Annotated in this window: 17 protein-coding genes; 5 read left to right on the top strand and 12 right to left on the bottom strand. The window is 71.5% G+C overall.

The genetic code is table 11. The features are described from left to right. Nucleotides 1–142: 142 nt before the first annotated feature. On the bottom strand, nt 143–1,477 hold the full coding sequence (locus SCAB_RS08900; protein WP_106437242.1) for a glycoside hydrolase family 68 protein: 1,335 nt from the start codon (nt 1,475–1,477) through the stop codon (nt 143–145). A gap of 357 nt (nt 1,478–1,834) precedes the next feature. On the opposite strand from SCAB_RS08900, the gene SCAB_RS08905 reads away from it, so the two are divergent. Beyond that, nucleotides 1,835–2,500, top strand: a complete 666-nt coding sequence (locus tag SCAB_RS08905) for a response regulator (RefSeq protein ID WP_037724206.1) — start codon at nt 1,835–1,837, stop codon at nt 2,498–2,500. Between the two features lie 108 nt (nt 2,501–2,608). On the opposite strand, the gene SCAB_RS08910 is transcribed toward SCAB_RS08905, so the two are convergent. Both SCAB_RS08910 and SCAB_RS08915 read right to left on the bottom strand, forming a co-directional pair. Then, nucleotides 2,609–4,327: a sensor histidine kinase gene (locus tag SCAB_RS08910; RefSeq protein ID WP_106437389.1), complete on the bottom strand. Its 1,719-nt coding sequence runs from the start codon at nt 4,325–4,327 to the stop codon at nt 2,609–2,611. A 182-nt stretch (nt 4,328–4,509) separates the two neighbouring features. Continuing rightward, nucleotides 4,510–5,778 (bottom strand): DUF418 domain-containing protein, encoded by a 1,269-nt coding sequence (locus SCAB_RS08915; RefSeq protein ID WP_012999734.1) that lies wholly within the window; start codon nt 5,776–5,778, stop codon nt 4,510–4,512. A 376-nt stretch (nt 5,779–6,154) separates the two neighbouring features. Here SCAB_RS08915 and SCAB_RS08920 point away from each other — a divergent pair, with 376 nt between their 5' ends. Next, on the top strand, nt 6,155–8,128 hold the full coding sequence (locus tag SCAB_RS08920; RefSeq protein WP_012999735.1) for a Xaa-Pro dipeptidyl-peptidase: 1,974 nt from the start codon (nt 6,155–6,157) through the stop codon (nt 8,126–8,128). 127 nt (nt 8,129–8,255) lie between these two features. Beyond that, on the top strand, nt 8,256–9,041 hold the full coding sequence (locus tag SCAB_RS08925; protein ID WP_012999736.1) for an MBL fold metallo-hydrolase: 786 nt from the start codon (nt 8,256–8,258) through the stop codon (nt 9,039–9,041). Between the two features lie 52 nt (nt 9,042–9,093). Here the strand turns inward: SCAB_RS08925 and SCAB_RS08930 are convergent, their stop codons facing one another. The 6 genes from SCAB_RS08930 to SCAB_RS08955 all read right to left on the bottom strand — a co-directional run bounded on the left by SCAB_RS08930 (nt 9,094) and on the right by SCAB_RS08955 (nt 15,769). Further along, a complete protein-coding gene (locus SCAB_RS08930) occupies nt 9,094–9,789 on the bottom strand; it encodes an alpha/beta fold hydrolase (RefSeq protein WP_012999737.1) in 696 nt (231 codons plus the stop codon). 123 nt (nt 9,790–9,912) lie between these two features. Then, nucleotides 9,913–10,824, bottom strand: coding sequence for an alpha/beta hydrolase (locus tag SCAB_RS08935; protein ID WP_037724202.1), 912 nt, complete (start codon nt 10,822–10,824; stop codon nt 9,913–9,915). 152 nt (nt 10,825–10,976) lie between these two features. After that, nucleotides 10,977–11,810, bottom strand: coding sequence for a VOC family protein (locus SCAB_RS08940; protein WP_012999739.1), 834 nt, complete (start codon nt 11,808–11,810; stop codon nt 10,977–10,979). A 93-nt stretch (nt 11,811–11,903) separates the two neighbouring features. Next, a complete protein-coding gene (locus tag SCAB_RS08945; RefSeq protein ID WP_012999740.1) occupies nt 11,904–12,572 on the bottom strand; it encodes an SDR family NAD(P)-dependent oxidoreductase in 669 nt (222 codons plus the stop codon). 342 nt (nt 12,573–12,914) lie between these two features. Next, nucleotides 12,915–15,257: an ATP-binding SpoIIE family protein phosphatase gene (locus SCAB_RS08950; protein ID WP_041668980.1), complete on the bottom strand. Its 2,343-nt coding sequence runs from the start codon at nt 15,255–15,257 to the stop codon at nt 12,915–12,917. A gap of 80 nt (nt 15,258–15,337) precedes the next feature. Continuing rightward, the gene (locus SCAB_RS08955; RefSeq protein ID WP_012999742.1) at nt 15,338–15,769 is read right to left on the bottom strand and encodes a PPOX class F420-dependent oxidoreductase; all 432 of its coding nucleotides are present in this window, start codon (nt 15,767–15,769) and stop codon (nt 15,338–15,340) included. A gap of 166 nt (nt 15,770–15,935) precedes the next feature. Here SCAB_RS08955 and SCAB_RS08960 point away from each other — a divergent pair, with 166 nt between their 5' ends. After that, entirely contained in the window at nt 15,936–17,672 is a 1,737-nt protein-coding gene (locus SCAB_RS08960) for a serine/threonine-protein kinase (protein WP_012999743.1), read from the top strand. 1,219 nt (nt 17,673–18,891) lie between these two features. Beyond that, nucleotides 18,892–19,830: an alpha/beta fold hydrolase gene (locus tag SCAB_RS08965; RefSeq protein WP_012999744.1), complete on the top strand. Its 939-nt coding sequence runs from the start codon at nt 18,892–18,894 to the stop codon at nt 19,828–19,830. Nucleotides 19,831–19,899: 69 nt separating this feature from the next. Here the strand turns inward: SCAB_RS08965 and fxsT are convergent, their stop codons facing one another. Genes fxsT through SCAB_RS08980 form a run of 3 tightly spaced genes read right to left on the bottom strand, consistent with a single transcriptional unit; the run spans nt 19,900 to nt 25,824 of the window. After that, on the bottom strand, nt 19,900–23,889 hold the full coding sequence (gene fxsT, locus SCAB_RS08970) for an FxSxx-COOH system tetratricopeptide repeat protein (protein WP_012999745.1): 3,990 nt from the start codon (nt 23,887–23,889) through the stop codon (nt 19,900–19,902). Next, nucleotides 23,886–25,232 (bottom strand): FxsC protein, encoded by a 1,347-nt coding sequence (gene fsxC / locus SCAB_RS08975; RefSeq protein WP_012999746.1) that lies wholly within the window; start codon nt 25,230–25,232, stop codon nt 23,886–23,888. Before fsxC ends, fxsT begins: the two co-directional genes overlap by 4 nt. A 4-nt stretch (nt 25,233–25,236) precedes the next feature. Continuing rightward, entirely contained in the window at nt 25,237–25,824 is a 588-nt protein-coding gene (locus tag SCAB_RS08980) for a TIR-like protein FxsC (protein WP_162934504.1), read from the bottom strand. Between the last annotated feature and the right edge of the window lie 225 nt (nt 25,825–26,049).

Below are 26,049 nucleotides of genomic sequence, written 5' to 3' on the forward strand. Positions count from 1 at the left end.
GAGGCCGTGCCGGTCCGGACAGGATCGGCGAAGGATGAATCTTGCAGGTCAGAGACGTGAGCAACCTCATCTACGCGCACACCCGCCGCGGGGCCATGGTGCGCGTGGCCGACCGCGGCGGGTGCACCGACCTGTGGATCGGTTACGGGATGAAGCCGTAGTCCAACTGCTTGACGAGCTTGGTCCGGTCGCCCTTCAGGGAGACCAGGAGCGTGCGGGCCAGGGTGCCGCCGAAGCGGGTCCCGCCGTCGGCGGTCGGGACGGTGTCGATGAAGCTCTCCACCAGCCCGTTGGGCATGACGTAGTGCGAGTACTGCTGCGTCGGGGCGGCCTCCGGGTTGCCGAGGACCAGTGCGCTGCCGTTGAGCGGCCGGTAGTCGCTGCGCAGGGACGGTCCAACGAAGCCGTAGAGGCCGTCCCAGCCGCTCAGTCCGGGCGCGAACGTGAACTTGTGGCTGATGGTGAACAGGTAGTACTTGCCGTTGCGGATGACCAGGTGGGGCCGTTCGGTCTGCTGGTTCACGCAGTTGGCCGAGAGCAGCGGGGGCTGCAGCCGCCAGTTGTCCATGCTGCCGCTGTCGGCCGTGGCCAGACCGATGTTGCCCGTGTAGTACTTGGCGTCCTCCGGCACCTCATGGCCGGCCGGGACGTCACCTATGTCGCGCTCGGTGCACCGGTACGTGCCGGCGACACCGCCCGTGTTGCCCTCGAACAAGAGGTGGATCTTGCGGTCCCGGGGGTCACGGAAGACGAACGGGTCACGGAAGGCGTAGATGATCGGGCCCGCCTGGGACTGCTGCAAGGTCTGGTACAGCTTGCCGTCGGCCTCGGCGATGATGCGGTGGTCCTGGAAGCCGCTGAACCACACGCGCTTCCTGTCCGCGTGGATCTTGCCGGTCGCCTGCGCCAGACGCTGCAGGGCGTCGCTCGGGTCGACGCCGCCGTTGTCGCGCCCGGAGGCGGTGTAGAACGAGTACACCTTGTCGCCGACGAGCGCCGTCGAGCCGGCCCACTCACGTGAGCCGAACGAGGTGCCGGGCTTGAACAGATCACCTCCGTACTTCCAGCTCTTGGCGTCACGCGAGTAGAAGTAGCCGATCTTCGCGTACCAGTGCCGGTCGCCGAAGGGCACCGAGCGCGGAGCCGTCAGCGAGAAGATGACGTGCCAGCCCTTGTAGGTGGCGGTCTTGGTGGTGAGCTTGGTGAGCGGCCAGGTGTCCCACACCCACACCTTGTCGGTCATCACCGGGAAGTCCGGCGACACACGGGGGGCGGTGTTGGTCCTGTCCTGCCGGAGCTTCAGCGCGTCCGCGCGGGACCAGACGGCGAAGTAGTCGTCGTCCGCGCTGTACTGCCGCGTTCCCGTCCGGGACGAGGCCGGTTCGTCCGCGGAAGCCGGTGCCGCGACACCGCCCGTCATCGCGAGGGCCATCAATCCCGTGGCCAGCCGGATCAGCACTCTCCGTGATCTGCGCATGCGTCGTCCTTCGAAGGAGCGTGAGCGAATGGAACAGAGCGGGAAGCGCTTCCGACTCGCGACTACCCCTCTTCTCACCTGACACACACTCATCTCGCGTTACAGATGAGGGACTTCTGGGTCATCGGGGGTCAGAAGGTCGGCGCACGGACCTCGCCGCGCTGCGGCGTGGACCGCCCGAGGGCGACGGGGCCGGCACGGGTCACCGGACCCGCCCGAATCTCCACATGTCGCCGTTCGGTGGGTGCCGCCTCGGCGTTCGTCGATAATCGAGGTGCCGGTGCCCGTGGCGCCCGCCGTGCGCCGGCTCGTGTGCGGGCCGTCGGGGTCGTCACGGTCGACAGAGTGGGGTGGCAAGTGATTCGGGTGCTTCTGGCCGACGACGAGGTGCTGATCCGCGCCGGGATCCGGTTCGTGCTCGAAGTCGCCGATGACATCGAGATCGTGGCCGAGGCGGACAACGGGGCCGACGCCGTCGAGCTCGCTCGCCGACACCTCGTCGACGTGGCGCTGCTGGACATTCGCATGCCCGGCGTCGACGGGCTGGCCGCGGCGGCCGAGATCGGGACGGTGGCCCCGCGGACCAGCGTGGTCATGCTGACCACGTTCGGTGAGGAGGAGTACGTCACCCGGGCGCTGCGCTGCGGCGCTGCGGGGTTCCTCCTCAAGGACACCCCGCCCGACGATCTGATCAGGGCGGTCCGGATGGCGGCCGCCGGTGAACCCGTCCTCTCGCCCGGGGTCACCAGGCAGCTGATCGAACGCTGCGTCAGCCGTGACCAGAGCCAGGCCGACGAGGCGCGGCGCCGTGTCACGGCCCTGACCGACCGCGAGCGTGACGTACTGCTCCTGCTCCGTGAGGGTTCCTCCAACGCCGAGATCGGCAAGGCGCTGCTGATCAGCGAAGGCACGGCCAAGACGCACGTCAGCCGCATCCTCTCCGCCCTCGGCTGCACCAACCGCGTCCAGGCGGCCATCCTGGCGCACGACGCCGGGATCCGTCCGCCGGAGAGCCGTTCCTGATCCTTCTCGTCATCCGTCGCGTCGTCCGTCCCGTCGAGCCACGCGAAGAGCCTGTCGGGGCGGGGCCGCCGTCACCCGCCTGCGTGGACAGAGCCTCCGGTGCCGCGCCTACTGCCTCGGGATCTTGTCCTTCTGCGTGAGCTTGCCGTCCTTGAAGCAGAAGCGGAAGACGCTCTCCAGTCCCTCGACCATCGCGTACTCGCACGTGGTGCCGGCCGGTGTCGCCGGTCGCTCGGCCAGGCCCTCTTCGCGGGCGGCCGCGCTGTCCCCGCCCGTCAGCTCGCGCACCCTGTCCTGGGTGTCGCCGGTCCTGATCTGCCGGTAGATCCCTGGCGAGATGGCGGAGTCGATGCGGTAGTAGACGCTGAAGCCGAGGCCGCCACAGACCACGACGGCGACCGCGGCGAGGCAGGAGAGGGCCGTCCTGGTCCTCCTCGGCTGCCTCGCCCTCGGTATCTCCCTCGCCCCGGGAGGAGGCATCTGCCGGTCGGCCGGAACGGGCCGGCCGTCGGCCGGGCCGATCGCGCTCGGGCTCCTGGGGTGCAGGGGAAGCTCGGCGGTGACGATGTGGTCGCCGGTGACCGGGTCCGTGCCGGCGGTGAAGTCGCCGCCGGCCAGCCGGACCCGTTCGCGCAGGCCGGCCAGTCCGAGGCCGCTGCTGGGCGGCGGGACGGCGGGCGGGCGGGCGGCGTTGCGCACCTGCACGGTGACGGTTTCGGCGTCCACCGTGACGGTCAGCCGCGTGGGTGCGCCCGGGGCGTGTTTGTGCACGTTGGTCAGGGCTTCGCGCACGATGCGGTTCACCGCTCGACGGGTGCCGGCGTCGGCGTCGGTGAGGTCGTCGCCGTGCCAGGTGAGGGTGAGGGGCAGGTGCGCGTGCCGGGCCTCGGCGGCCAGGCCGGTGACATCCTCGCGGGTGCCGACCGTCGCATCGGTGCCGTCGGGGCGTTCGGCACCGTCGAGGCGCAGGATGCCCAGGACGCCGCGGAGTTCGTCGAGTGCGGTCCGGGACGTGGTCCGCAGCAGGTCGGCCTGCTCGTTGATCTCGGGGGCCACGGTGCGGGTGCGCATCTCCAGGGCCCCGGCGTACAGGACGATCAGGCTGAGCCGGTGCCCGAGGAGATCGTGCATCTCGCCCGCGATGCGCGCCCGTTCCTGCATGCGGGCCTGCGACTCGCCGAGCAGGTTGGCGTGTTCCAGCAGGGTGTTGCGTTCGTACAGGGCGTCCATGGCGCGGGCCCGCTCCCCCTGCAGCATGCCGATGGCGCCCGGCAGGACCACCGTCAGCACGGTGATCACGACGTTGAGGCCGGTGTCGCTCGGGTCGGGCGTCGCCCCGGAAAGGATCCGATCGGCCAGGCCGGCGGCGGTCTGCCATCCGGTGGCGAGCGCCAAGGCGGCCACGGCGCGGCGGGTGTCGGGCACCTGGCGGCCCACCGCGTAGGCGAGCAGCACACTCACCGGCCAGAGAGAGGCCGACAGGGTCGTACTCGGCCAGATCAAGGCCACTGTCGTGATGCCGGTCCCCACCAGCAGCGAGGTGACGGGCCTGGTGAACCGGCAGATCAGGGCGACCGCGGCAGTGAGCAGACCGATCGCCGTGGCGGGCTGCTCCGGCAGGCTGACGACGCCGACGACGATTGCCGTGGCGGGCGCGAACAGCCACCACGCCAACAGCGATCGGCCCTGTCCCGAGAGGTACTGCCAGGTCGTCACCAGCTCGGCGGTGACGACCCGGGCGGGTTTCGTGTGGCCGGCCACGGCACCTCCAGGGCGACGACGGGGGTCGACGGGCCGGGCGCCCGCCCGTCCGGTGAGCGCAGCCATGTGCGGGCCGTACGGGTCGTCCGGGCCGAGGTCACCGGTCGCGGCGGGACTGCGCTGCGGACCGGTGGTCGGTGACCGGCGCCGAGCGTACCCGAGGGCACGGGAGGTGGTCACCGTGTCCGGGCCCGGCCCGGACCGGTCTCGTTCGAGCGTCGGGCGGGCGCCCCCTGGCGGGCCGTGTGTCACCGGACGAACTTGGCCAGTTTGGTGGTGCTGTTGAGCAGGTACTCCAGCGGTCCCCGGCGGAAGAAGCGCGACCAGACGGTCGCGAACAGGATCGCTCCGGCGATGAATCCGAGCAGCGGCACGAAGGTGTCGGTGGCCCCGTCGGGCAGCATGGTGTAGGCCGCGACGTGGGCGACGTAGAGCGTCAGGGACATGCTGCCCACGGCGATCAGCGGGCTCGCCGCCCGGCGCAGCCACGTCGGCCGGGCCATGGCCACGGTCGCACAGACGATCACGATGATCGCCACGCCGAGGCCGCCGAGGATCTCGAAGGTCGTACCGCTGTGCGGCTCGGCGCCCAGCAGCGACAGGGCGATGTTCCGGCTGTCCGTGGCCATGTCCTGAATGGCATCGTAGGCCGGCGATCCCGGTCCCAGGTTCTCGATGGACTGCGGGTCCAGGTTCGCGAACAGCTCCTTCATCTCGGCCTTGCCCTCCAGAAGCGGCGGGTACAGCTTCGCCGTCAGCCAGGCGGTGCCGTATCCCAGTGCCATGAGCGCGGTGCCGAGCGCGACCAGCCGGCGCTGCACCGCCCCGGCGGTCAGATCGAGCCGGGCCAGCGCCATGCCCGCGATCACGAACGGCATCCAGGTGATGGCGGGGTAGTAGCCGTCACGGAGCAGGCTCAGCAGTCCGTCACCGCCGAGCCGGTCGATCGGGTCGTACGTGTTGACGGCCTTCGACGCCGCCTCCCCCAGCACCCACCTCATGCCGAACGCCGCCTGCGGACCGATCAGCGCGAGTGCGGCGGCGGTGATCGCGAGGGTCCTGGCCCGCAGTCGTATCAGGGGGAGCGCCAGCAGGAAGTACACCCCGTAGAAGGCGAGGATGACCACGATCCCGGTCTTGAGCATCGTGAGCACGGTGCCCAGTGTCAGCAGCACCAGGGCACGGATCACGATCCGGGCCCCCGCCTGCCGGCCGGCCAGGCCGGTCTTCGGCTCCCGGCGGCCGGCGATCAGCATCAGTGAGAAACCGGCGAGGGTGGCGAACAGGATCGACGAGCGGCCCTCGGTCAGTCCCAGCAGCCAGCCGCCGAAGCCGTCCACGTCGTCGGCGGGCGGGGCGACGTGGACGGCGAACATACCGAACACCGCCAGCGCGCGGGCCAGGTCCACGCCGACCAACCGCCCTGCCGACGGCCGCTGTTCGACCACGCCGACGGGCTCGGCCGGTGCCGCGTGCGGCGGAGGTGACGGGTCGTGCGAGATCTCTGTCTGGGTCATGCCACCAAGGTCGCCGGTCCGGATGCCCCGACGCGTCTGCCGAGTTTCCGGACCACCCCCCGCCGAACGACGGAGAGCGCCGAGCCGATCGGCCCTCACCGAGACCGATCGCGGTGCCGCAGGGGTGACCCGGTGGCCCTCGGCCGTCGCGGGCGGGCGCCCTGTCTCCGGCAGCCGTCGGCTCGGACGCCGGGCTGCGGGAACGCGGTGCGGACACGCCCGGCGGCGGCATCGGCACCAGCACCCACTCCCGCTCCGGCTGCGGCTCCGGAGTTCCGGGTGGTGCCGGTCGGCTCACCGGGCTCTGCCGATCGGCGGGGACGGTCCGGAAGGTCGGCAGACGCGTCGGTGCGCCCGGACCGGCGATCTTGGGCGCATGCCTCGGACAGAGAACTCGCGCACCACGTCATTTCCCCGGCGCACGGCGCCGGTCACGTACGCGACCGCGACCGTCGCCACCCTGCTGGCCACCCTCCTCACACCGGCGGCGGCGGCCCAGGCCGCCGCCGGCCCGAAAGAGAGCCGGCCGGTCCACTCCTACGCCCGTGCCGTCCGTGAGTCCGTCTGGGTCGACACCGGACTCGACAGCGACCTCGACGGGAGGAACGACCGCGTGGCCGCCGACATCGTCCGGCCCCGCGAACCCGCCCGGCAGGGCCGCAAGGTCCCCGTCATCATGGAAGCCAGCCCCTACTACGCCTGTTGCGGGCGCGGCAACGAGAGCCAGAAGAAGACGTACGACAAGCGTGGGCACGTCGACCGGATGCCGCTGTTCTACGACAACTACTTCGTTCCCCGCGGCTACGCCTTCGTCGGTGTCGACCTCGCCGGCACCAACCGCTCCGACGGCTGCGTCGATGTCGGCGGCCGCAACGACATCCGGTCCGCGAAGGCCGTCATCGACTGGCTGAACGGCCGCGCCAGGGCCTACACCAGCCGCCGCGGCGGCACCGCCGTCGAGGCGAGCTGGACCAACGGCCGCACGGGCATGATCGGCAAGAGCTGGGACGGCACCATCGCCAACGGCGTCGCCGCCACCGGCGTCGAGGGCCTGAAGACCATCGTCCCCATCGGCGCCATCTCCTCCTGGTACGACTACTACTTCGCCAAGGGTGCCCCGTTCTCCGCGTTCGGCCCCGACTGGCTGTCCTTCGCAGTGCAGAGCAACGACGCCTCCAGGCACTGTGCGGCCACGGACCGCAAGCTCATCGACGGGGCCCCGCGCAGCGGTGACTGGACGCCCCTGTGGAGCGAGCGCGACTACATCAAGGACGCGGCGAAGATACGCGCGAGCGTGTTCCTCGTCCACGGGATGCAGGACCTCAACGTCCGCTCCAAGCACGTCGGGCAGTGGTGGGACGCACTCGCGAAGCACGGCGTCGAGCGCAAGATCTGGCTCTCCCAGACCGGTCACGTCGACCCCTTCGACTTCCGGCGCGCCGACTGGGTCCGTACCCTGCACCGCTGGTTCGACCACGAACTCCTCGGCTACGACAACGGCATCGACCGTGAGCCCATGGCCGACATCGAGCGCCACCCCGACCGGTGGGCCACCTCGAAGCTCTGGCCGCCGCGCGCCACGCACACCGCCACCCTGCACCCGGCCACCGGCAGCCGGCCGGGCGTCGGAACCCTCGGCCCGACCCCGGGCACCGGCACCGGCACCGGCACCGGCACCGGCACCGAGACGTTCACCGACGACCGGGCGCGCGGTGAGAACGACTGGGCGGCACGGATCGGCGGCACGACGCCCGAGAAGGCCGGCTTCGTGACCGAGCCGCTCACCCGTGACCTGCGTCTGGCCGGCTCCTCCAAGGTCACCGTCACTGCCACCCCGACCACCTCGACGGCCCATCTGTCCGCCGTCCTCGTCGACCTCGGCCCCGCCACCGTCCGGGACTACACCCACAAGGCCGAGGGCATCACCACCCTCACGAACCGCACCTGCTGGGGCAGCGGCACCAAGCGGGACAGCGCCTGCTTCAAGGCGACCCGGGCGAAGAAGAGGTCCGTCGGCCACACCGTGTTCAGCCGCGGCTGGGCCGACCTCGGCAACCACGCCTCCGACCGCAAGGGGGTCCCGCTCACCCCGGGCAGGGCCTGCACCATCACGCTCGACCTCGCGGCCACCGACCATGTCGTCCCCGAGGGCCACCGCCTGGCCCTGATCCTCGCGGGCACGGACAAGGGCCTCATCGAACCGCCGTCCAGCACCCCCACGCTCACCCTGGACCTGGCCCGTACGTCGGTGCACGTCCCGCTCGTCGGCGGCGCCGCCGCGTTCGCCCGTGCCACCCGAGCCGCCCGAGGTGGCGCTTCCGCCGCCGGCAGCCCGTCGGACCGGGACTGAACCCGTACGAGCCCGCTGTCCTTCGCACGGCCCGATCGTGGCCGTACGCTGTCTCCCGGTCTTCCGGCAGGAGGGCCGGGAGCGGGCCGCGTCGCGCTCCCCCCGACGTCGCGAAAGCGGTGCTGCCGTGAAGGTCCATCACCTCAACTGCGGGACCATGGTCCCGCCGCTCACCGGCGCGCTGGTCTGCCACGTCCTGCTCGTCGAGGCGCCCGGCGGACTGGTGCTGGTGGACTCCGGGTTCGGGCTGCGTGACGTCGCCGACCCCCGGGGACGGCTGGGGCGGGACCGGCGTCTGCTCAGGCCCGTGCTGCGGGCCGAGGAGACGGCCGCGCGTCAGGTCGAGGCGCTCGGGTTCCGGCGTGACGACGTCCGGCACGTCGTCGTCACCCACTTCGACCTCGACCACATCGGAGGGCTGGCCGACTTCCCCGACGCGCAGGTGCACACGACCGCCGCCGAGGTGCTGGGGTCCATGGTCTCCCCGTCCCGGCGGGAGCGGTCCCGGTACCGGCCGGTCCAGTGGGCCCACGGCCCGAAGATCGTCGAGCACACCCCGGACGGCGAGGCGTGGCGCGGCTTCGCCGCCGCCCGGGAACTCGACGCCGTCGCCCCGGGGATCGTCCTGATCTCCCTGCCGGGGCACACCAGGGGGCATGCCTGCGTCGCGGTGGACACCGGGCCCCGCTGGATCCTGCACGCCGGTGACGCCTTCTTCCACCGGGCCACGCTCGACGGTCACCCGGTGCCGCGCACCCTCCGCACGGTGGAGACGCTGCTGGCGGACGACCGGGGGCGGGTCCGCGACAACCACGCCCGGCTGGCCGAGCTGCACGGGCGCGACGACCCCGGGTTGTCCGTCGTCAACGCGCACGACCCCGTGCTGCTGGAGAGGGCGCGCGCCACGGCGTGAACGCCGGCCCGGACGCCCCGCGCGCGAACCGGGCACGACCGGGCGCGGGACGTCAGATCCAGCCGTCCAGGGACTTCATGAAACCGTCGAAGTCGTCGCGGTGGATGGTGTGTCCGGCCCCGGCGACGGTACGCACCTCGAAGCCGGCCGCCCGGAGCCGGTCGGTGTCCTCGGCCCCGACCAGGAAGCTGGGGTCGGCGAGTTGGACCAGGGAGGGCACGGCGGGGCGCTCGGGGACGAAGCCGGTGAGCGGACGGCCGCCGAGGAAGTGCGCGGAGGCAGCGTCCCAGGCGGCCAGCGTGGCCATCTCGATGTCGACGTCCTCGGCGTCCCAGCGCGGGTTGAGCGCGACGGTCTGCCCGCGGGTGGCGTGCTTGAAGGAGGCGAAGATCTCGGGGCCGATGTGCCGGGCGGGGTCGGCCGACGACCAGGCCGGGTCCGAGTAGACCGCCCGCAGGGGCCGCAGCCGCTCCACGGCGAGGGACAGGGTGAGCCCGCCCAGGGAGTGGCCGAGGGCCAGGTCCGCCTGCCGGGGCAGGGTGTCGACGAGGTCGTCGGCGAAGAGTTGCGGGCTGTACTCACCGCGCGGCGAGGTGCCGTGGCCGCGCAGGTCGACGGCGATCACCCGGTAGCCGCGTTCCACGAGTGCCGGGGCCACCCGCCGCCAGGTACGGGAGTCGGACATGATGCCGTGCACGAGCAGAGCCGTCCGGTCGCCCGTGCCCCATCGGCGGGTGTGGAGCAGCACGTCACACCTTTCGTCCGTCGTCGCCCCAGGTTAGCGCCGTCGGCGGCTTCCGAAGCCCAACAGCTTTGCGGACAAGCCCTGTTGGGCCGTCGACGACGATGCGGTGTCCGCGGGCGGACGCCGTCAGGCGGCGTCGGGGACCGTGGTGCCGAGGGCGGTGCGCAGGGTGTCGGCCATCAGGGCTATGGCCTCCTTGCCCGCCGGTACCGGGCCGGTGTGGGTGAAGTAGTGGTCGACGCCCTCGAACAGGCGGTGGGTGACCGGGACACCCGCGTCCGCGAGGGCCTTGGCGTAGGCGTCGCCCTCGTCGCGCAGTCGGTCGTTCTCGGCGGTGATGACCAGGGCGGGCGGCAGTCCCGCGAGGTCGTCGGCGAGTCCGGGCGAGACCAGGGGATCGGCGAGGTCGGCCGGGTCGGGGACGTACGCGGCGGTGAAGATCCGCATGAGCTGGGGGCTGAGCAGCGGCTTGGCGATGCGGGACCGCTTGGTGGCCGGGTCGGCGAGCTGGTCCAGCGGCGCGGAGTCGATGATCTGCAGGCGCGGGGTGAAGGTGCCCCGGTCGCGGGCCGTACGGCAGATCCCGGCGGTCAGGTTGGCTCCGGCGCTGTGTCCGCCGACGGCGAGCCGGGAGCCGTCCCAGCCGTGCGCCGGGCCGTTCTCGGCGACCCACTCGGTGACGTCGTAGGCCTGGGTGACGGCGGTGGGGAAGGTCCGCCGGGGCGCGACGGCGTAGTCCACGTTGACGACCACGCACCCGGCCGTGGCGGCTATGAAGCGGCAGATGTGGTCGTCCTGCTCGGGGCGGGCCACGACGAAGCCGCCGCCGTGGAAGTTGACGTACACGGGGGCCGGGCCGGGGGTGCCGGCCGGCGGGCGGTAGACGGTGCAGTCGACCGGTCCGGCGCCGGTCTCCACCCGGAGGGTTTCCGTCCGCTTCGGGACGTCGGTGAAGCGCAGGTCCTTGTGGACCCGGGTCATGACGCCGCTGAGCAGCAGCTGGACCCCTCTGGCCTGGATTCTGGCACTGAACGGCATGATCGGCCCCGCCCATCCCTACAACGTTGAATTAACAGGATTCCTGTTGATGGGATGATGGCCGCTGATCCTGTTTCGCGCAATGGCCGTGAGGCGGCGAAGAGCGGGGTCGAGGGAGAGCGGGGGCCGAAAGGCGGCGCGGGGAGCGGGCGTCAGCTCTCGGCAGGGGTGGAGCCGGGGTCGGGGGCGAGGAGCACGAAGTCCGCGCCGGAGGGGTCCAGGCAGACGGCGAGCCGGCCGACGCCCTCCATGTCCGCGGGCCCCATCTGCAGACTGCCGCCGTGTCCGGTGACGGCCGCGACGGCGGCGTCGCAGTCCGTGACGGCGAAGACGGGGTGCCAGTAGGGCCGTCCGTCCGTCAGCCCGAGGTCCTCCGGGCGGAGTTGCATCACCCCGCCGTGCATCCGCTCCTCCGGGAGACCGGCGGGCCTGACGAGGTGGTACGTGCCCGAGCCGCCCGGCAGGGGCATGTCGCCGAACTGCCAGCCGAGCACGCCGCCGTAGAACTCCTTGGCGGCCGCGGCGTCGGTCGTGTACAGCTCGGTCCAGCACAGGGAGCCCGCCTCGTCGGCCAGCTCGAAACCGGCGTTGGCGCCCGGCTGCCAGACGGCGAACTGGCCGCCGAGGGGGTCGCTGAACTGCGCCATCCGCCCCCACTCGCCGAGGTCCCTCGGCGCCACCCGAACCGTGCCGCCCGCGCGCTCCACGGCCTGGGTCGTGGCGTCCGCGTCGGTGACGGTGTAGTAGATCATCCAGGCCGGGCGGGCGCCCTTCTCGGTGAGCGCGCCTAGCCCGGCGACGACCTTGCCGTCCTTGCGGAACATGCCCCCTTCGCCCTCCATGCCCTCGTCCCCCTCCCCGCCGCCGCCCATGGGCTCGTACTCCCAGCCGAGCACGGATCGGTAGAAGGCCGCGGCGGCCGGTACGTCGGGGACGCCGAGGTCGAGCCAGCAGGGGGAGCCGGGGGTGAGGTCGGTGGTGATCACGGGATGCCCCTTCGCGTTCGCGGATCCGGTGATCTCAGCCTGACACCCGCCCCGCACGACCGCGCGTCGGCGGCGGGGCGCGGCGCGAAACCCCTACGAGGCGTCCAGGTCCTCGGCGAAGTGGCGGAAGCCGTGCCGGTCGCGGTGCAGGCCCCACAGGGTGTCGGCGAGGACGGCCGGGTCCTTCCTGGGGTGCCCGGCGACGATCGCGCCCGGCACGACCAGCTGGGCGACATGGATGCCCTCCCCCGCCAGGGCGTCGTGCAGCAGACGGCCGTACGCGCTCTCCGCGGCGAACGCCACGGACGTGCCGGCCCGGTCGGGGTGCGGGACCACGGACGTGCCGCCGTTGACGAGGAGGACGGTGCCGCGGCCGAGGCCGCGCATGCCGGGCAGCACGTGCCGGACCGCGGCGACCGCGCCGTAGAGGGAGAACTCGATCGGGCCGACCAGGTCGGCGGGGCTCGTCTCCAGCACCGGCCGCATGAAGTCCGGGTGCGGGAGCGGGCTGTACTGCAGGACCTCGATCGGCCCGAGGGCCGTGTGCGCCGCGTCGAGCGCGGCGGTCAGCGCGTCCGGGTCGCGCACGTCCGCGGCGAAACCCCGGGCCGTGACGCCCTGGCCGGCCAGGTCCGCGGCGAGTGCCCTCGTCCGCTCGGCGTCGCGGGCGACGAGCGCCACGGCGAACCCCTCACGGCCGAAGCGACGGGCGACGGCCGCGCCGAGACCCGGCCCGGCTCCGATGACGGCGATGGTGCTCATGGCTTTCCGGCCTTCCTTGCCGAGGAGCGGGGCCCCGGTGGCGCGCTCGACGGTCCCTATCGTGCACGAGCCCCGCCGGCCGGCGGGCTAGGGTCTGTCGTTTGGATCATGCCGGCTTCGGGCCACGGTGTCTGATGACCGCCGGTGAGCGGGGCTTGGTGCGTGCAGCTGCAAGGCGGAGGAAGGCGTCGACGCGATGGGGGTACCTCCCGCTCGAGCGAAGCCGAGAGTGGGGGAGTCGGCAACTGACGACAACGCCGCTGGGGGTCCCCCCACGCCCTTGAGGCAGTGGGGGAGTGCGTGCCAAGCCCCGCGGCCCAGGCGCGATCCAAACGACAGGCCCTAGAGGACGGCCATGGCCGGGAACGGGGCGGCGGCGGTGTTCAGCTCCGCCCAGACCGTCTTGCCCCGCCGGGCCCGGCGGGTGCCCCAGCGGTCGGCGAGCTGGGCGACCAGGAGGAGGCCCCGGCCGCCCTCGTCGAAGGCGCGGGCACGGCGCAGGTGCGGGGTGGTGCCCCCGGAGTCGGAGACCTCGCACAGGAGGGTGCGGTCGTGGATGAGACGCAGCCGGATCGGGGGCCTGCCGTAACGGATGGCGTTGGTGACGAGTTCGCTGGCCACCAGCTCGGCGGTGAACTCAGCCTCCGCGAGACCCCAGTCGCCGAGCTGCCGGGTGACGTGGGACCTGGCCTTCGCGACGGCGGCGGGTTCGTCCGCCAGGTCCCAGGTGGCGACCTGGCCCGCGCCGAGGGTCCGGGTCCGGGCCAGGAGCAGGGCCACGTCGTCGGGCGGCCGGGCGGGCAGCAGGGCGTCGAGGAGGGCGTCGCAGGTGGCCTCCAGGGAGGGCGCGGGCCGGGCGAGGGCGGCGCGGAGCCGGTCCAGGCCCGCGCCGATGTCGTGGTCCCGTGCCTCGATCAGGCCGTCGGTGTAGAGCGCGAGCAGACTGCCCTCGGGCAGGTCGATCTCCGCCGTCTCGAAGGGCAGTCCGCCCAGGCCGAGGGGCGGGCCCGGGGGCAGGTCCAGGATGTCGACGCCGCCGTCCGCCCGCACCACGGCGGGCAGCACGTGCCCGGCGCGGGCGAGGGTGCAGCGGCGCGAGACGGGGTCGTACACGGCGTAGAGGCAGGTGGCGCCGATGTCCCCGCCCTCGCCGACGCCCTCGGCCGTTCCGGCCCCGGCCTCGGCCCCTCCCCCGTCTCCCGCGGCGCCTCCTTCTTCGTCCGCGACCTCCGCGGCCAGGCGGATCACCACGTCGTCCAGGTGCGTGAGGAGCTCGTCGGGCGGCAGGTCGATGTCGGCGAGGGTGCGTACGGCGGTCCTGAGGCGGCCCATCGTGGCGGCGGCGTGGATGCCGTGGCCCACGACGTCCCCCACGACGAGGGCGACCCTGGCCCCGGAGAGCGGAATCACGTCGTACCAGTCGCCCCCCACCCCGCCGCGGGAGTCGGCCGGCAGGTAGCGGAAGGCGACGTCGACGGCGGACTGCGGCGGGGTACGGCGCGGGAGCAGGCTGCGCTGGAGGGTGAGGGCGGTGGCGCGGGCGTGGGTGTAGCGGCGGGCGTTGTCCACGGCGACCGCCGCGCGGGCGGCGATCTCCTGGGCCAGCAGCAGGTCCTCGTCGTCGAACGCGTCGGGGTTGCGGTCCCGGCAGAACTGCGCGACACCGAGCGTGGCGCCCCGGGCGCGCAGCGGCACCACCAGCGTGGAGTGCACCGGCCGGGCACGGCCCGGCGGCACGCCGTCCACGGCCTCCGGGCCGCCGTCGCGCCCCGCCGTGCGGTCGTCGCCGCTGACGGCCCGGTCCCCGGCACCGGCACCGTCGTCCGGCCCGCCCTCCCCCGCGCACCCGCCGAACGCGGGCCCCGCGCTCTCGTGCGGGCCCCGGCCGTCGACGCCGAGCCGGTGCCGGGTCGGCCGGCCCGTGTTCAGGGCGCGGGCCGGCGGTGAGCCGGGCGGGAAGGTGTGGGGGCGCGCACGGGCGGGATCGGTGTCGGGGTGGGCGGCCGACCGACGGGCCAGGCGGTGCAGCGCGGGTGACGCGGGCGGGGCGTCCGCCGGGGTGTCGTGGGCGTCGAGCGCGGAATGCAGGAGGTCGACGGTGACGAGGTCGGCGAAGTGCTCGGTGGCGAAGTCGGCCAGCTCCTGGGCGGTGCGGGCGATGTCCAGGGTGGTGCCGATGCGCATGCTCGCCTCGTTCACCATCGACAGCCGCCACCGCAGCCGCCGGTCCCGTTCCTCCTCGTAAGCGACGACGCCCTGCTCGGAGGTGCGGTCCACGTACCCGGTCGCCGTGGCGATCAGGTCGCGGGTGGCCTCGCCGATCAGGGCGGCGTCGTCGGTACGCCGGACCATCTCCTCCAGCAGATGGTCCAGCAGGATGGCCTGGCCCAGCCGGAACGCCCGCAGCACCGCGCTGACGGGGACGCCGTGCCGGGCGAAGCGGCGGACGCGCTCCAGCTCGCTGTCCGGTACCTCGATACCGCCGGGGTCGACGCCGTACTGCAGGGCGGACAGCACCGCCGTGACGTGCTCGGCGACGTTCTCCGACGCCATGGCGTCGGGGTGCTCCCACAGTGCGGGCAGCTCCCGGCGCAGGCACCGCTCCACCTCGGCGGTCAGCTCGTCCACCCTGGGGACGAGCTCACGCGCCACTCGGGACACGAGACCGTCTGCCGTGAGGTCCACAGTCACGACGGTACGCCGAACCGTCGTCCCCGCCCCACCGCCGGCCCCGTGGCCGACCCGCGCCCGGCCCGCGAGCGCCGTCAGCTGAGCGCGGCCCCGTACACGTGGTCGACCGTCAGGACGACGAGGACCCGGCGCTCGGAGACCATCACCGCGCGGTACTCGTCCCAGTCCGGGTGCTCCCCGGCGGCGGCGCGGTAGTAGTCGACCAGGGCCCGGACCTCCGGGCCCCCGGGGTCGGTGCCGGGTCCGACGAGGCGGACCGTGCCCTCGGCCGTGGCCCAGGACATTCCGTCGGCACTGGTCACCTCCAGTGCGGCGCGCGGGTCCCGGCGCAGGTTGGCGGTCTTGGCGGTCGCCTCGGTGGTGGAGATGCGGATGACCCCGGCCTCCTGGTCGTAGGAGGGCATGACGGGCGACAGCTGGGGGCGGCCGTCGGCCTTGAGGGTGGCGAGGACACCGAGCCGGCTCTTCGCCAGCAGGGCATGCGGATCGAACGAAGTAGCGGTCATCCGGCCATCATCGGCGCTCACCGCGGTTCCCGGGCGGCAGCGCCACGCCGTGCGGGGCCCCGCCGCCCCCCGCGCGCCCCGAACCCGCTCCTCCTGTCGGGGCCTTGCCGGGGGCCGGATAGGCTGACGAGGCGAATCGAACGTATGCGGGGCTGGCGGAGGGCACGTGGTGTCGGACGTAGGGCGGCTCGTCGCCGGGCGTTACCGGCTCACGGAGCAGATAGGCCGCGGCGGCATGGGCACGGTGTGGCGGGCCGGGGACGAGGTCCTCGGCCGTCAGGTCGCCGTGAAGCGGCTGCACGTCCAGCCCCATCTGTCCCCCGACGACCTGGTCACCCTGTACGAGCGCACGCGCCGCGAGGCCCGGAGCGCGGCCCGGATCGCGCACCCGAACGTGATCGTCGTCCACGACGTCGTGGACGACCACGTGGACGGTCGGGGTGACGGTGTGCAGGGTGCCTTGGAGGGCCGCACCGGAGACGGCCCGCCCTGCATCGTCATGGAGTACGTCCCGGCGCCCACGCTCGCCGACCTCCTCACGGACGGCCGGACCCTGCCGCCGGAGGAGGCGGCCCGTATCGGTCTGGGCATGGTCGCCGCGCTGCGTGCCGCGCACGGCGCCGGCGTACTGCACCGGGACGTCAAGCCCGGCAACGTCCTGCTCGCCGCCGAAGGGCGCGTCGTCCTCACCGACTTCGGCATCGCGATGACCGCGGACGCCTCCACGCTGACCAAGACCGGCGAGATGGTCGGCTCCATCCACTACATGGCCCCGGAGCGGATCCGGGGCCAGAAGCCCGGCCCCGCGTCCGACCTGTGGGCCCTGGGCGCGACCCTCTACCAGGCCGTCGAGGGCCGCCCGCCGTTCCGCCGCCTCACCGCGATGGAGGCCGCGTACGCCATCGCCGTGGACCCGCTGGAGCCCCTGAAGCAGGGCGGCACCCTGGCACCCCTCGTCGAGGCCCTCCTCGCCAAGGACCCCGCGGACCGCCCCACCGTCGAGCAGACGGAACGGGCCCTGCGGGCGGCGGTGTCCGGAGAGACGACGACCGCGTTGCCTAGGCATCCCGGTGGGGACATCACCGGTGGGCGGGCGGATCGGGGAGTCGTCGAGGAAGTCACCGCCAGTGCCGTCCGGCAGACTCACCGGGCATCCGGCCGGGCAACCGGCGGCGAAGGTGGTCGTTCATCCAGCCAAGGAACTCGGGGGGGAGCCGCACCGGTCGGCCCGGAGCCCAACGGCGACGGCATCTTGCATCGAGAGGGGCGGGACCACGGTCAAGGCGGCCGGGCGCGGCGTCCCAGTCGCCTGCCGGTGACCATCGCTGTCGCCATGACCGTGGCGGCCACGGTTGTCGGAGCCACTCTCTACGCGAGATCGAACCCAAGTGGAGACACCGCCCCGAACAGCGAGAAGTCCTCCGCCACCCCCTCGTACTCCCCCTCGCCGGTGCCCAAGGGCTTCCAACTGGTCACGGAGAAGGGGCTCGGCGTCTCCTTCCCCGTTCCTGACGGCTGGAAGGCCAAGAAGCGGACGTCGGGGGAAGTCGTCTACACCGACGAGACAGGGCTGGTCCGCCTCGCCATCGGCTTCGTGGACCCCGCCGGCTCGCACCCCATGGCCCACTTCAAGGACATTGAAGCGAACACGAAGGTCAACTACCCCACCTCCTACCGGAAGCTGCGTATGCAGAAGACCACCTTCCGTGGGCAGCCCGCCGCGGTGTGGGAGTTCACCTTCCAGGGACGGGCCCGCACCTTCCGCGCCATCGACCTCGGCTACGGCCGAGAAGGCGGACGCGAGTACGACATCTATCTCTCGGCCCCTGACGTCGACTGGGATACCTACCGCCCCACCTTCGACAAGGTCAGGGACGGCTTCACTGTGTCTGCCCGCTCCTAGCGTGGAGCCCGTGGCCGCACGAAACGGCGGCCCGTTCCTCCAGCCCGCTCCAGAACGGGCAGGCAGCATCCCGACCGGCCGGTGAAGGCTGTCGGCGGACGATACGTCTCCCTGTGCGTCCCGACATCCTTCCCGTCCGGCATCAATCCCGGCGACCGGTCGTACAACACGGAACGCAGAGACAGCGGCAAGTCAACTTGCGCTCTGGTAGGCCCAGTTGATCTATCCGAGGCTAGTCTCAAGGGCAGCTCTCGCCACCACGAGAGCCGAGACAACGGAGTATCCACCTGTCGAAAGGCGCGAGTTCGTGACCACAGCGAAAAGACTGTTAGCTGGAGCCTCGGCATCATCCCTCGCGGCGACCGCGATCGTTGCCGGGACGGTGGCGCTGGCGACTCCGGCGCAGGCCAATGCGCAGGACTGTCGGCAGTATCTGGCGAACCGGGGGTACATAGTCGGGACCTGGGTCAGGCGGGCCTGCCGCATCGGGCAATCAGGAGGCGGCCCCAGCGATTTCGGGATGTGCGTGCAACTGCTCAGGGACCTCGAGGTCAGCGGGGCACACGCCGTCAGGGCTTGCAATCTGGCGGACAGCTGATCCGTTACGTCTCATCGCAACCCCTGCTCGGGATGCGCTCGACGATCTCCGGGATGCTTCACGGTACGCGATAGGGATGGCGTGGGCGCCGGTCAGCAGACAGGGCGACCGCACCGCCGCCGAGGCACCGCAGCTCGGTGGCCGTGCGGTCCCCGGCATGGTGGGAGGCGGTGGTGCGCTCGACGGTGCGAGTGCCGCCACCGCGTACTGCACCACCAGACGCCCGACGACCTGTATCGGCCGCGAGTGCACCGTCCCGAACCGGCGCCGGGGGCGTGACCCGCGCCACTTCCCGGAACGTCAGCGTCCGTCCTGCTCCGTACGGGTGGATGTGTGTTCACCCAGGTGCCGGGCATCACGAAGGTGCGGAACGGACGTCGGACGCGCGATGAGGGGGCATATCCCATGACTCACTCGGCCACCATGAATTCCCTCCTCACCCGGCGACTCGTGCCCTGGTGCACTACCTTGGGGCGTGAACAGCCGAGTGGCCCACGTTTACCCAATTCTTGCCACATGAAGCCAGAACGGCTGAGCAGCTACTAGGAGCGGGACCTCCCATGCGTAATGCTGGGAGGTCCCGCGCTTCACTCCACAGCCGCCGGCACGGGAGGGCATCGGGTGCTCAAGACAGTGAAGACGCCGTCCGGCGAACGGACGATCGCCTACGAGACCTGGGGCGATCCGAAGGCACACCCGGTGTTTCTGCTGCACGGAACTCCCGGAAGCCGGCTCGGGCCCCGGCTGCGCACCTTCGACCTCCACAAGCTGGGCGTACGGCTCATCGCCTACGACCGGCCGGGGTACGGCGATTCCGGCCGCCATCGCAGACGTACGGTGGTCGACGCGGCCGTGGACGTCAGCACCATCGCCGAGGACCTGGATCTGAAGAAGTACTCCGTGGTGGGCAGGTCGGGAGGCGCACCGCACGCCCTGGCCTGCGCGGCCCGGAACATCGGCAGCCAGGTGGCGAGCGTCGCGGCGCTGGTCTCGCTCGCCCCGCCCGACGCCGACGGCGACGGACTCGACTGGCACAAGGAGATGTCCGAGTCCAATGTGTCGACCTACGAACTGCTCGACCGCCACGCCCCCGACGTGACCGAACTGGGTGCGCTGCTGGCCCGTAACGCCGAGACCATCCGCCGCGATCCGACCGTGTTCCTGGCCTCGCTGCGCGAGGAGATGCCGAACGTGGACCGGGTGATCGTCGAGGACGCCGGGATCCGCCAGCACCTCCTGCGGAACTACCTGTCGGCGGTGGGCCGGGCGGAACAGGGCGCGGAGGAGTCCGTCGATCCGCGCGCGCCGATGGGCTGGGTGGACGACCTGGTCGCGTTCCGGACGCACTGGGGGTTCGAACTCAAGGAGATCGACGGTTCCGTGCCGGTGATGCTGTGGCACGGCGAGCGCGACGTGTTCGCCCCGGTCGCCCATTTCCACTGGCTGACCAAGCGGATCCCCTCGGCCAAGGCCGTACTGCAGCCGTCCGCCGCCCATTTCGCGGCGCTGCCGGCCCTTCCCCAGGTGCTCGCCTGGGCCCGGGACAAGGCGGGTGGCTGACCCGGCTGCAGCACACGAGGTGCGCGGCCGCCACCGATCACCGGCACCGGCCGCGCGTGCGGGCGTCGCTCAGATCGGGTGCGGCTCCAGGTCGAGGCAGCTGAGCTTCCACTCCTGCAGGGCCACCACACGGGGGTGTTCCCGGCCGATGCGCTTGCTGAGCGCGGCCAGGGTGTCGTGGTGCTTGGTGCGGGCCGCGTCGGCCCGGCCCAGATGGCTCAGCACGACGGCCAGGTTCCCGGCGCAGGTCAGCGTCGACGGGTGCGTGGGGCCGAGTACCTCCTTGAGCAGCTCGTAGGCGTCGTGGCTGGTCTTCCTCGCCTCGTCCCACTTGCCGAGCGCGGCCTCCGCCACGGCGAGGTTGGCGCGGCAGATGAGTACATAGGGATGGTGGTCGCCGTTGAGTTCGCAGAACGTCGCCTGCGCCCAGAGCAGCAACTCATAGGCCTTCTCCGCCGCTTCGGGGCGGATGGTGGCGATGTCGTCGAGCAGCAGGACGGCGTAGTTGACCGAGCAGGCGACCGTCTGGGAGTGGCCGTCCCCCAGGTTGTTGCGCAGGTCGTCGAGGACTCTGCGGATGAGGGTCAGTGCCTCCTCGACACGGCCCTGGGCGGCCATGTCGCCCGCCAGGCTCATCTCCAGCAGCGAGCGTTCCGAGGACGATCCCTTCTCGCCCTCGGGGGTGCTCCTCAGGACGTGTCGGACGAGTTCCTCGGCCTCCACCGGCTGGCCCGCGCGACGCAGTGAACCGGCCAGGCCCTTGGCCGTGTTGAGCACGGTCGGCGAGCCCTGGGTGAGGCGCGGATTGCGCAGACAGCGTTCGTAGGCGCGCTTCAGCAGGGTGACGGACTCCTCGTAGTCCCCGCAGTCGCGCAGGTCCCGGCCGAGGTTGACGGCCGATTCGATGGTCAGCGGATGGTCGTGGAGCTGGATCGCCTCCCGCAGTTCCAGTGTCCTGCGGTCCAGTTCGCGCGCCTTGTAGTAGTCGCCGGACAGCCGCAGCGCGACCGCGAGGTTGTTGGCCGCGCTGAGGGTGCGCGCGTGGTCCTCGCCGTAGATCAGCTCGTATCTCTGGTACGTCTCCTCGTCGTACCGCAGGGCCTCCGTCAGGCGGCCCAGACCGCGCAGGTCGGCGGCGATGCTGCTGGTGGTCATGAGGATGTGCTGGTCGTCCTCGTCGTCCAGCACGGCGAGCTGCCGCTCCAGGATCTGCTGGTCCAGGGAGAGCGACTCCTCGTATCTGCCCTGGGCGCGCAGGATGTTGGCGATCTGGAAGCGCATGTGGAGCGTCCAGCGTTCGTCCGGCGGGCCCAGTGCGGTCCAGGCCTCCACCCGGCGCACGCTGTAGTCCATGGCCTGGGTCAGCTCGCCCCGGCGGCGCAGCTGGCGGACGCGGTCGACGAAGAGTTCCCTGATGCCCTCGTCGGACGACGTCTCGGCCCAGGGTGTGCCGAGGTGCGGCCAGATGATGCGGTACTTCTCCCAGGTGTTGGGGTTCTCGGGGTCGTCCCCGTTGGGCCGGGCGGCGATCAGCGAGCGGTACACCACCTCGCGGGCGTCCTCGCGTTCCGCCTCGGTCATCTCCTCCCGCATGGCGATCTGCATCATGCGGTGCACCGTCAGGCTCCGGGCCTTGCGGTCGACCGTGACCAGGGAGAACCGGCTCAGCTCCTTGTAGGCGCGGGAGACCGTGCGTGCCCCGCCCAGGGCGCGGGAGACCTCCACGCCCTCCAGCAGGTCCATGGAGATGGGCTCGGGGCTGTAGTAGGAACAGATCTGCAGGAGCTTCACCGCCGGCGGGAAGTTCTCCTTGAGCTGTCCGAGCGCGAACTCCCAGGTGTTAGTGCTGGACTTGACGACCTCGCCGACCGTGTTGTCGGCGGGGGCTCCGGTGGCCTGGGGCTGGAGCTGCTTGATGTAGCCGCGGACGTCGACCCGGGTCTGCTCGATGTAGGCGGCGGCACGCTCGATGGCGATCGGCAGGTCGCCCAGGGCCTCGGCGATCTGGTCGGCCTCCGGCCAGCCGCAGTCGGGCAGGCGGCTGTGCAGGTGGGCGATGCTCTCGTCGCGCTCGAACACGGGGACGTCGACGGTGTCCACGAACCGGCCCCAGCCCTCGGAGCGCTGACTGGTGATGAGGATGTGGCCGCCGCGGCCGTCCATCATGAACTCGGGGAGGTGGTCGGCCTCGGTCACATTGTCCAGGATGAGCAGCCAACTACCGTACGGTTCACCGTGGTTGAGGGCCTCGTACACCGTCTTGGCGGTGTCCGTGGGGTTGGTGCGCTCGGGCAGGCCCAGCGACTCGGCCATGCCCGCGTACCGCTCGACGGCCAGGATGCGCTGCTCGGCCTGGATGTGCCAGATGACGTCGTAGTCGCTCCGGTAGCGGTAGGCGAACTCCTGCGCCAGCAGGGTCTTGCCCACGCCGCCCATGCCCTTGAGGACCAGGGCTCTGGTGTCCTCCCGCCACAGCTTCGCCCGGATGCCCTCCAGCAGTTCGGTACGGCCGGTGAAGGACGAGGTCCGCAGCGGGACCGAGAAGATCGGCGGTTCCGCCCCGGGGAACCGGGGCAGCTTCTGCTCGGCGCCCGTGAAGCCGTTGCGGGTCAGCGACTCCGCCGACCGGCCGAAGCTGCTCAGCAGCGCCTCGCGGCCGGCCTCCCCGGTGTCGCAGCGGGTCATGTCGGCGAGCTGTTCCGTGAAGGGCGCGTCCAGCGACAGCTTGCGGTCGACCTGCATCGAGACCAGCTGGTGGGAGCGCCGGTCGCCCTCGGCGTAGACCGCCTCCCAGGTGGTGCGGAAGCGGGACGATCTCAGATACGCCTCGGAGAAGATGACCAGGGTGTGCGAGGCCGACTCGACGCCGCGTTCGATCTCGTCCCTGCGCTGGGCGCTCTCGACCGTGCCCTCCTGGGCGAGGTGCACCTTGAAACCGGCCTGCTCCAGGACCGCGCCCGCCCAGTGGGCCCAACTCCGGTCCTGGGGAACGAAGCTGACGTAGACGTCGGAGATGCGCGGCGGACGGTGGCGGGTGTACCGCTCCAGGGTCTTGCGGCGCAGCGGCTCGTCGATGCGGGGCATCGAGGTGACCTGGCCCTCGGTGATGACCTCGGTGAGTCTCTCGTAGGCGGCGAGCAGGCTCTTGGGGTCCCCGGGCTGTTCGCGGAAGGGGGCGAGCGTCTCCTCGTAGGAGTAGATGGGCCGGTAGGGGATCTCCACGCTCCCCCAGTAGACCTCCGGGTCCTGGTGCGGGATGTGCTTGCGCACGACGCGGTCGAAGCGGTACTGGATCTGCCCGCGGGCGGCGTCCAGCCGGTCGGCCTCGGCGTTCTCGACGCGCATGGGGACCGGCAGGATGCGGATGTCCCGGTTGCCGTACATCCCGTCGATGCGCTCGGCGACGCCGGCCGCGCCCTCGATGCTCTGGCTGCTGGGGGTGAAGCAGGTGACCAGCGTGTGGGGCAGGTTGACGGTGCAGATGTCGGAGATGTCGTTGAGCCCGGTGCGGCTGTCGATGAGGACGTAGTCGAAGTTGCCGACGAACTCCCGCTTGAGCGCCTCCAGGAACCTGGTGGCCAGCGGCCCGTCCATGAAGGGCTTCCAGACGAACTGCGAGAACGCCGACAGATAGCCCTTGTTCTTCGTCCCGGCCGGGAGGTAGTAGAGCTGGCCGCCCTCGGGGAAGTCCCAGTCGACCTGGATCAGACAGCTGTTGAGGGGGATGCCGTCGGCCGCCCACATGTCGACCGAGATCGACGATTCGGAATCCAGTTCGCCCGGGCGTTTCTGTTCCGCGACGGCGGAGGACTGGAGCATGGACTGGGTGGAGCGGCTGACCAGTTCGAGCACGCCGGGCGTGGAGCGCAGCTGGTTCTCGCTGAGGAAGGGGTGCAGGAAGCGGTCCAGGCCCGGAGCGTCGAGGTCCCAGTCGACGACCAGCACCGCCTTGCCCGCGGAGGCGAGGATCCAGGCCGTGTTGGCGAGCGCCATCGTCCGTCCCGTACCGCCCTTGTACGAGTAGAACGTGATGATCCTGCCCGCGTCGTCGCCGGTCATGGCCTGCCCTCCACGCGACGTCCGTCGCTCGGTGCCCCGTCGTCCCTGCCGGCGTCGGGCCGTCGGGGCAGGTCCGCACCGGATTCCGGAACATCCCGGGCGTCAACGGCGCTCCGGGACAATTGCGAATGAATGTACCGTAGATAGCGGATCTTGGTCGCCTCGGCCAGTTCGCTGAACCAGCGGGTGAAGACATCCGCGCCGGTCAGGCCGCGTACCGCCTCCTGCTCCCCCGTCCGCCCCTCGCTGAGGAAGCGGGGGAAGTGGGAGAGCAGCAGACCGCGCAGCCGGTCGGACTGCTCCTTGGTCTGCAGGTCGTCCCCCGCCAGAGTACTCAGCACGCCCGTCCAGGGTCGGCGGGCCCGGTCGAACTCCCTTGCCTGGGCCGCCATTTGAGGGTCCTCCAGGGCCCATGGGTCCACCACCAGGATCCAGGGGGCCGTCGGGATCTCCGTGCTCCGCAGCTCCGCCTGGTGCTTGTGGAAGGGATGCACGGTGGGCTCGAAGCCGAGGTTGCGGGCCAGCGCCTCCATCTGCTCGACCAGCGGGCCCACCGCCTGTCCGTAGGGCCGCCAGTCGTCGACGCGGGGCCCGTAGCGTGTGTTGTCCCGGCCGACCGGTAACTGTTCCTCGGTCGGGGCGAGGACGGTGATGTGCAGCGGGGAGGCGAAGGGCGGATCGGCGAAGGCGTCGTCGAGCCCGGCCAGGGTCGTCGGTTCGGCCGTCCGTCCTCCGCCGGAGTGCGCGGAGGGCCGGCGGGGCACCGCGGCCGCCTGGTCGACGATCCGCCGGGCGAGCCAGTCGGTCAGCTGGGAGACCTGGGCGGAGAACTGCGCCGCCATGTGCTCGTCGTCCGGGTCCGGCCGTTCGGTCAGGTCGAGCACCTGGTCGAGCAGTCGGTGCAGTCCCATGGAGGCGTAGTTCTCGGCGGCCTCGCCGAAGCCCTCCGGCACTTCGGGGTACTGCTGCTCGTCCTTGATCCGCTCGGGCAGCGACGTGGGCGAGTAGGGCGTCCACAGCACCGGGACGATGCTCGGCCGGGCCCCCTGGACGCTCTGCCGGGTGACGGCGGTCCACTGACGCCCGCACTGCGGATTGCTGAAGTACCGCTTCGAGTACAGCGGAACGAACACCTGGCAGCCCAGAAGCGCCTTGATCGCGTTCTCTCCCGGTGCCCCGGGCCGCTCGACGAAACCGGCCTCGTCCCGCGGGACTCTCGCGTGGTGGGCCACTTTCCCGCACAGTTCGTCGAAGAACCGGAAGACCAGCCGGTTGGGGTCCTGGGAGATGTCGCGGTGCCGGGGAGCAGGAACCCGCGCATAGCTCATGAAGAACATCGGCATCCCGCTATTCCCCCTCGAAGACGTTCCGGAGGTCACTGAAGAGCTCCACGTCGCACGGTTCCAGGCTGGTCTGCTGAGCCACTCTCACGATCATCTGGGCGAGCGCCCATACGGAGCTGCGGTACTTGGCGTGGCGGCCCGCCTGCTTCAGTCCGTAGAGACCGGACTGCAGGTAATCCTTACCCAGATCGGCGTGGGCGTACTGCACCTTGGCCGCGACGGCCGGCAGCGTCAGATGCTGCTCGCCCACCCACAGGACGGGGATGATCGCGTTGCCCGTGTAGGGCCGGGTGCGGAGCTGCTGGCGCCGGGCGAAGGCGTCCCATTCCTTTCCGCACCATTCCCGCCTGAAGTACCGGCTGTTGTAGATCGGAACGAAGACCCGGCAGGTGGCCAGGGCCTGTTTGAGCCGGCCCTCCCAGTCGTCTCCGGGATGCATTCTCTTGTCCAGGAATCCCGGCAGTTCCAGACCGTCGTGATCGGTCAACTGCATGATGTCGCTGCATAACTGGACGTGGAACTGTTCCAGCGCCACGTCCGAGGCGTCCTTCCTGTCCCGGACCCCCGCCAACCGCGTCCGTGCGTAGCTCATGAAGAACACGTACGGATCGGAGGAATCCGCCGACCGAGTCGCCTGAGATACCGCCTGAACCATGGACTCGCCTTTCCCCTCCCCCGTAAGCCCACCGCGGGCCCCTCCCAGGCCCGGACATCGCAGCTGGATCTCCTCCAGGGATCCATTGGAACGCGAGAACCACCGCCGGTGCCAGGGGTCGGGCCGGAGCAAGTTGTACCGGACACGGGTGCGAGGAACGGG

Source organism: Streptomyces scabiei 87.22, assembly GCF_000091305.1.
GTDB classification, from domain to species: Bacteria; Actinomycetota; Actinomycetes; order Streptomycetales; family Streptomycetaceae; genus Streptomyces; species Streptomyces scabiei.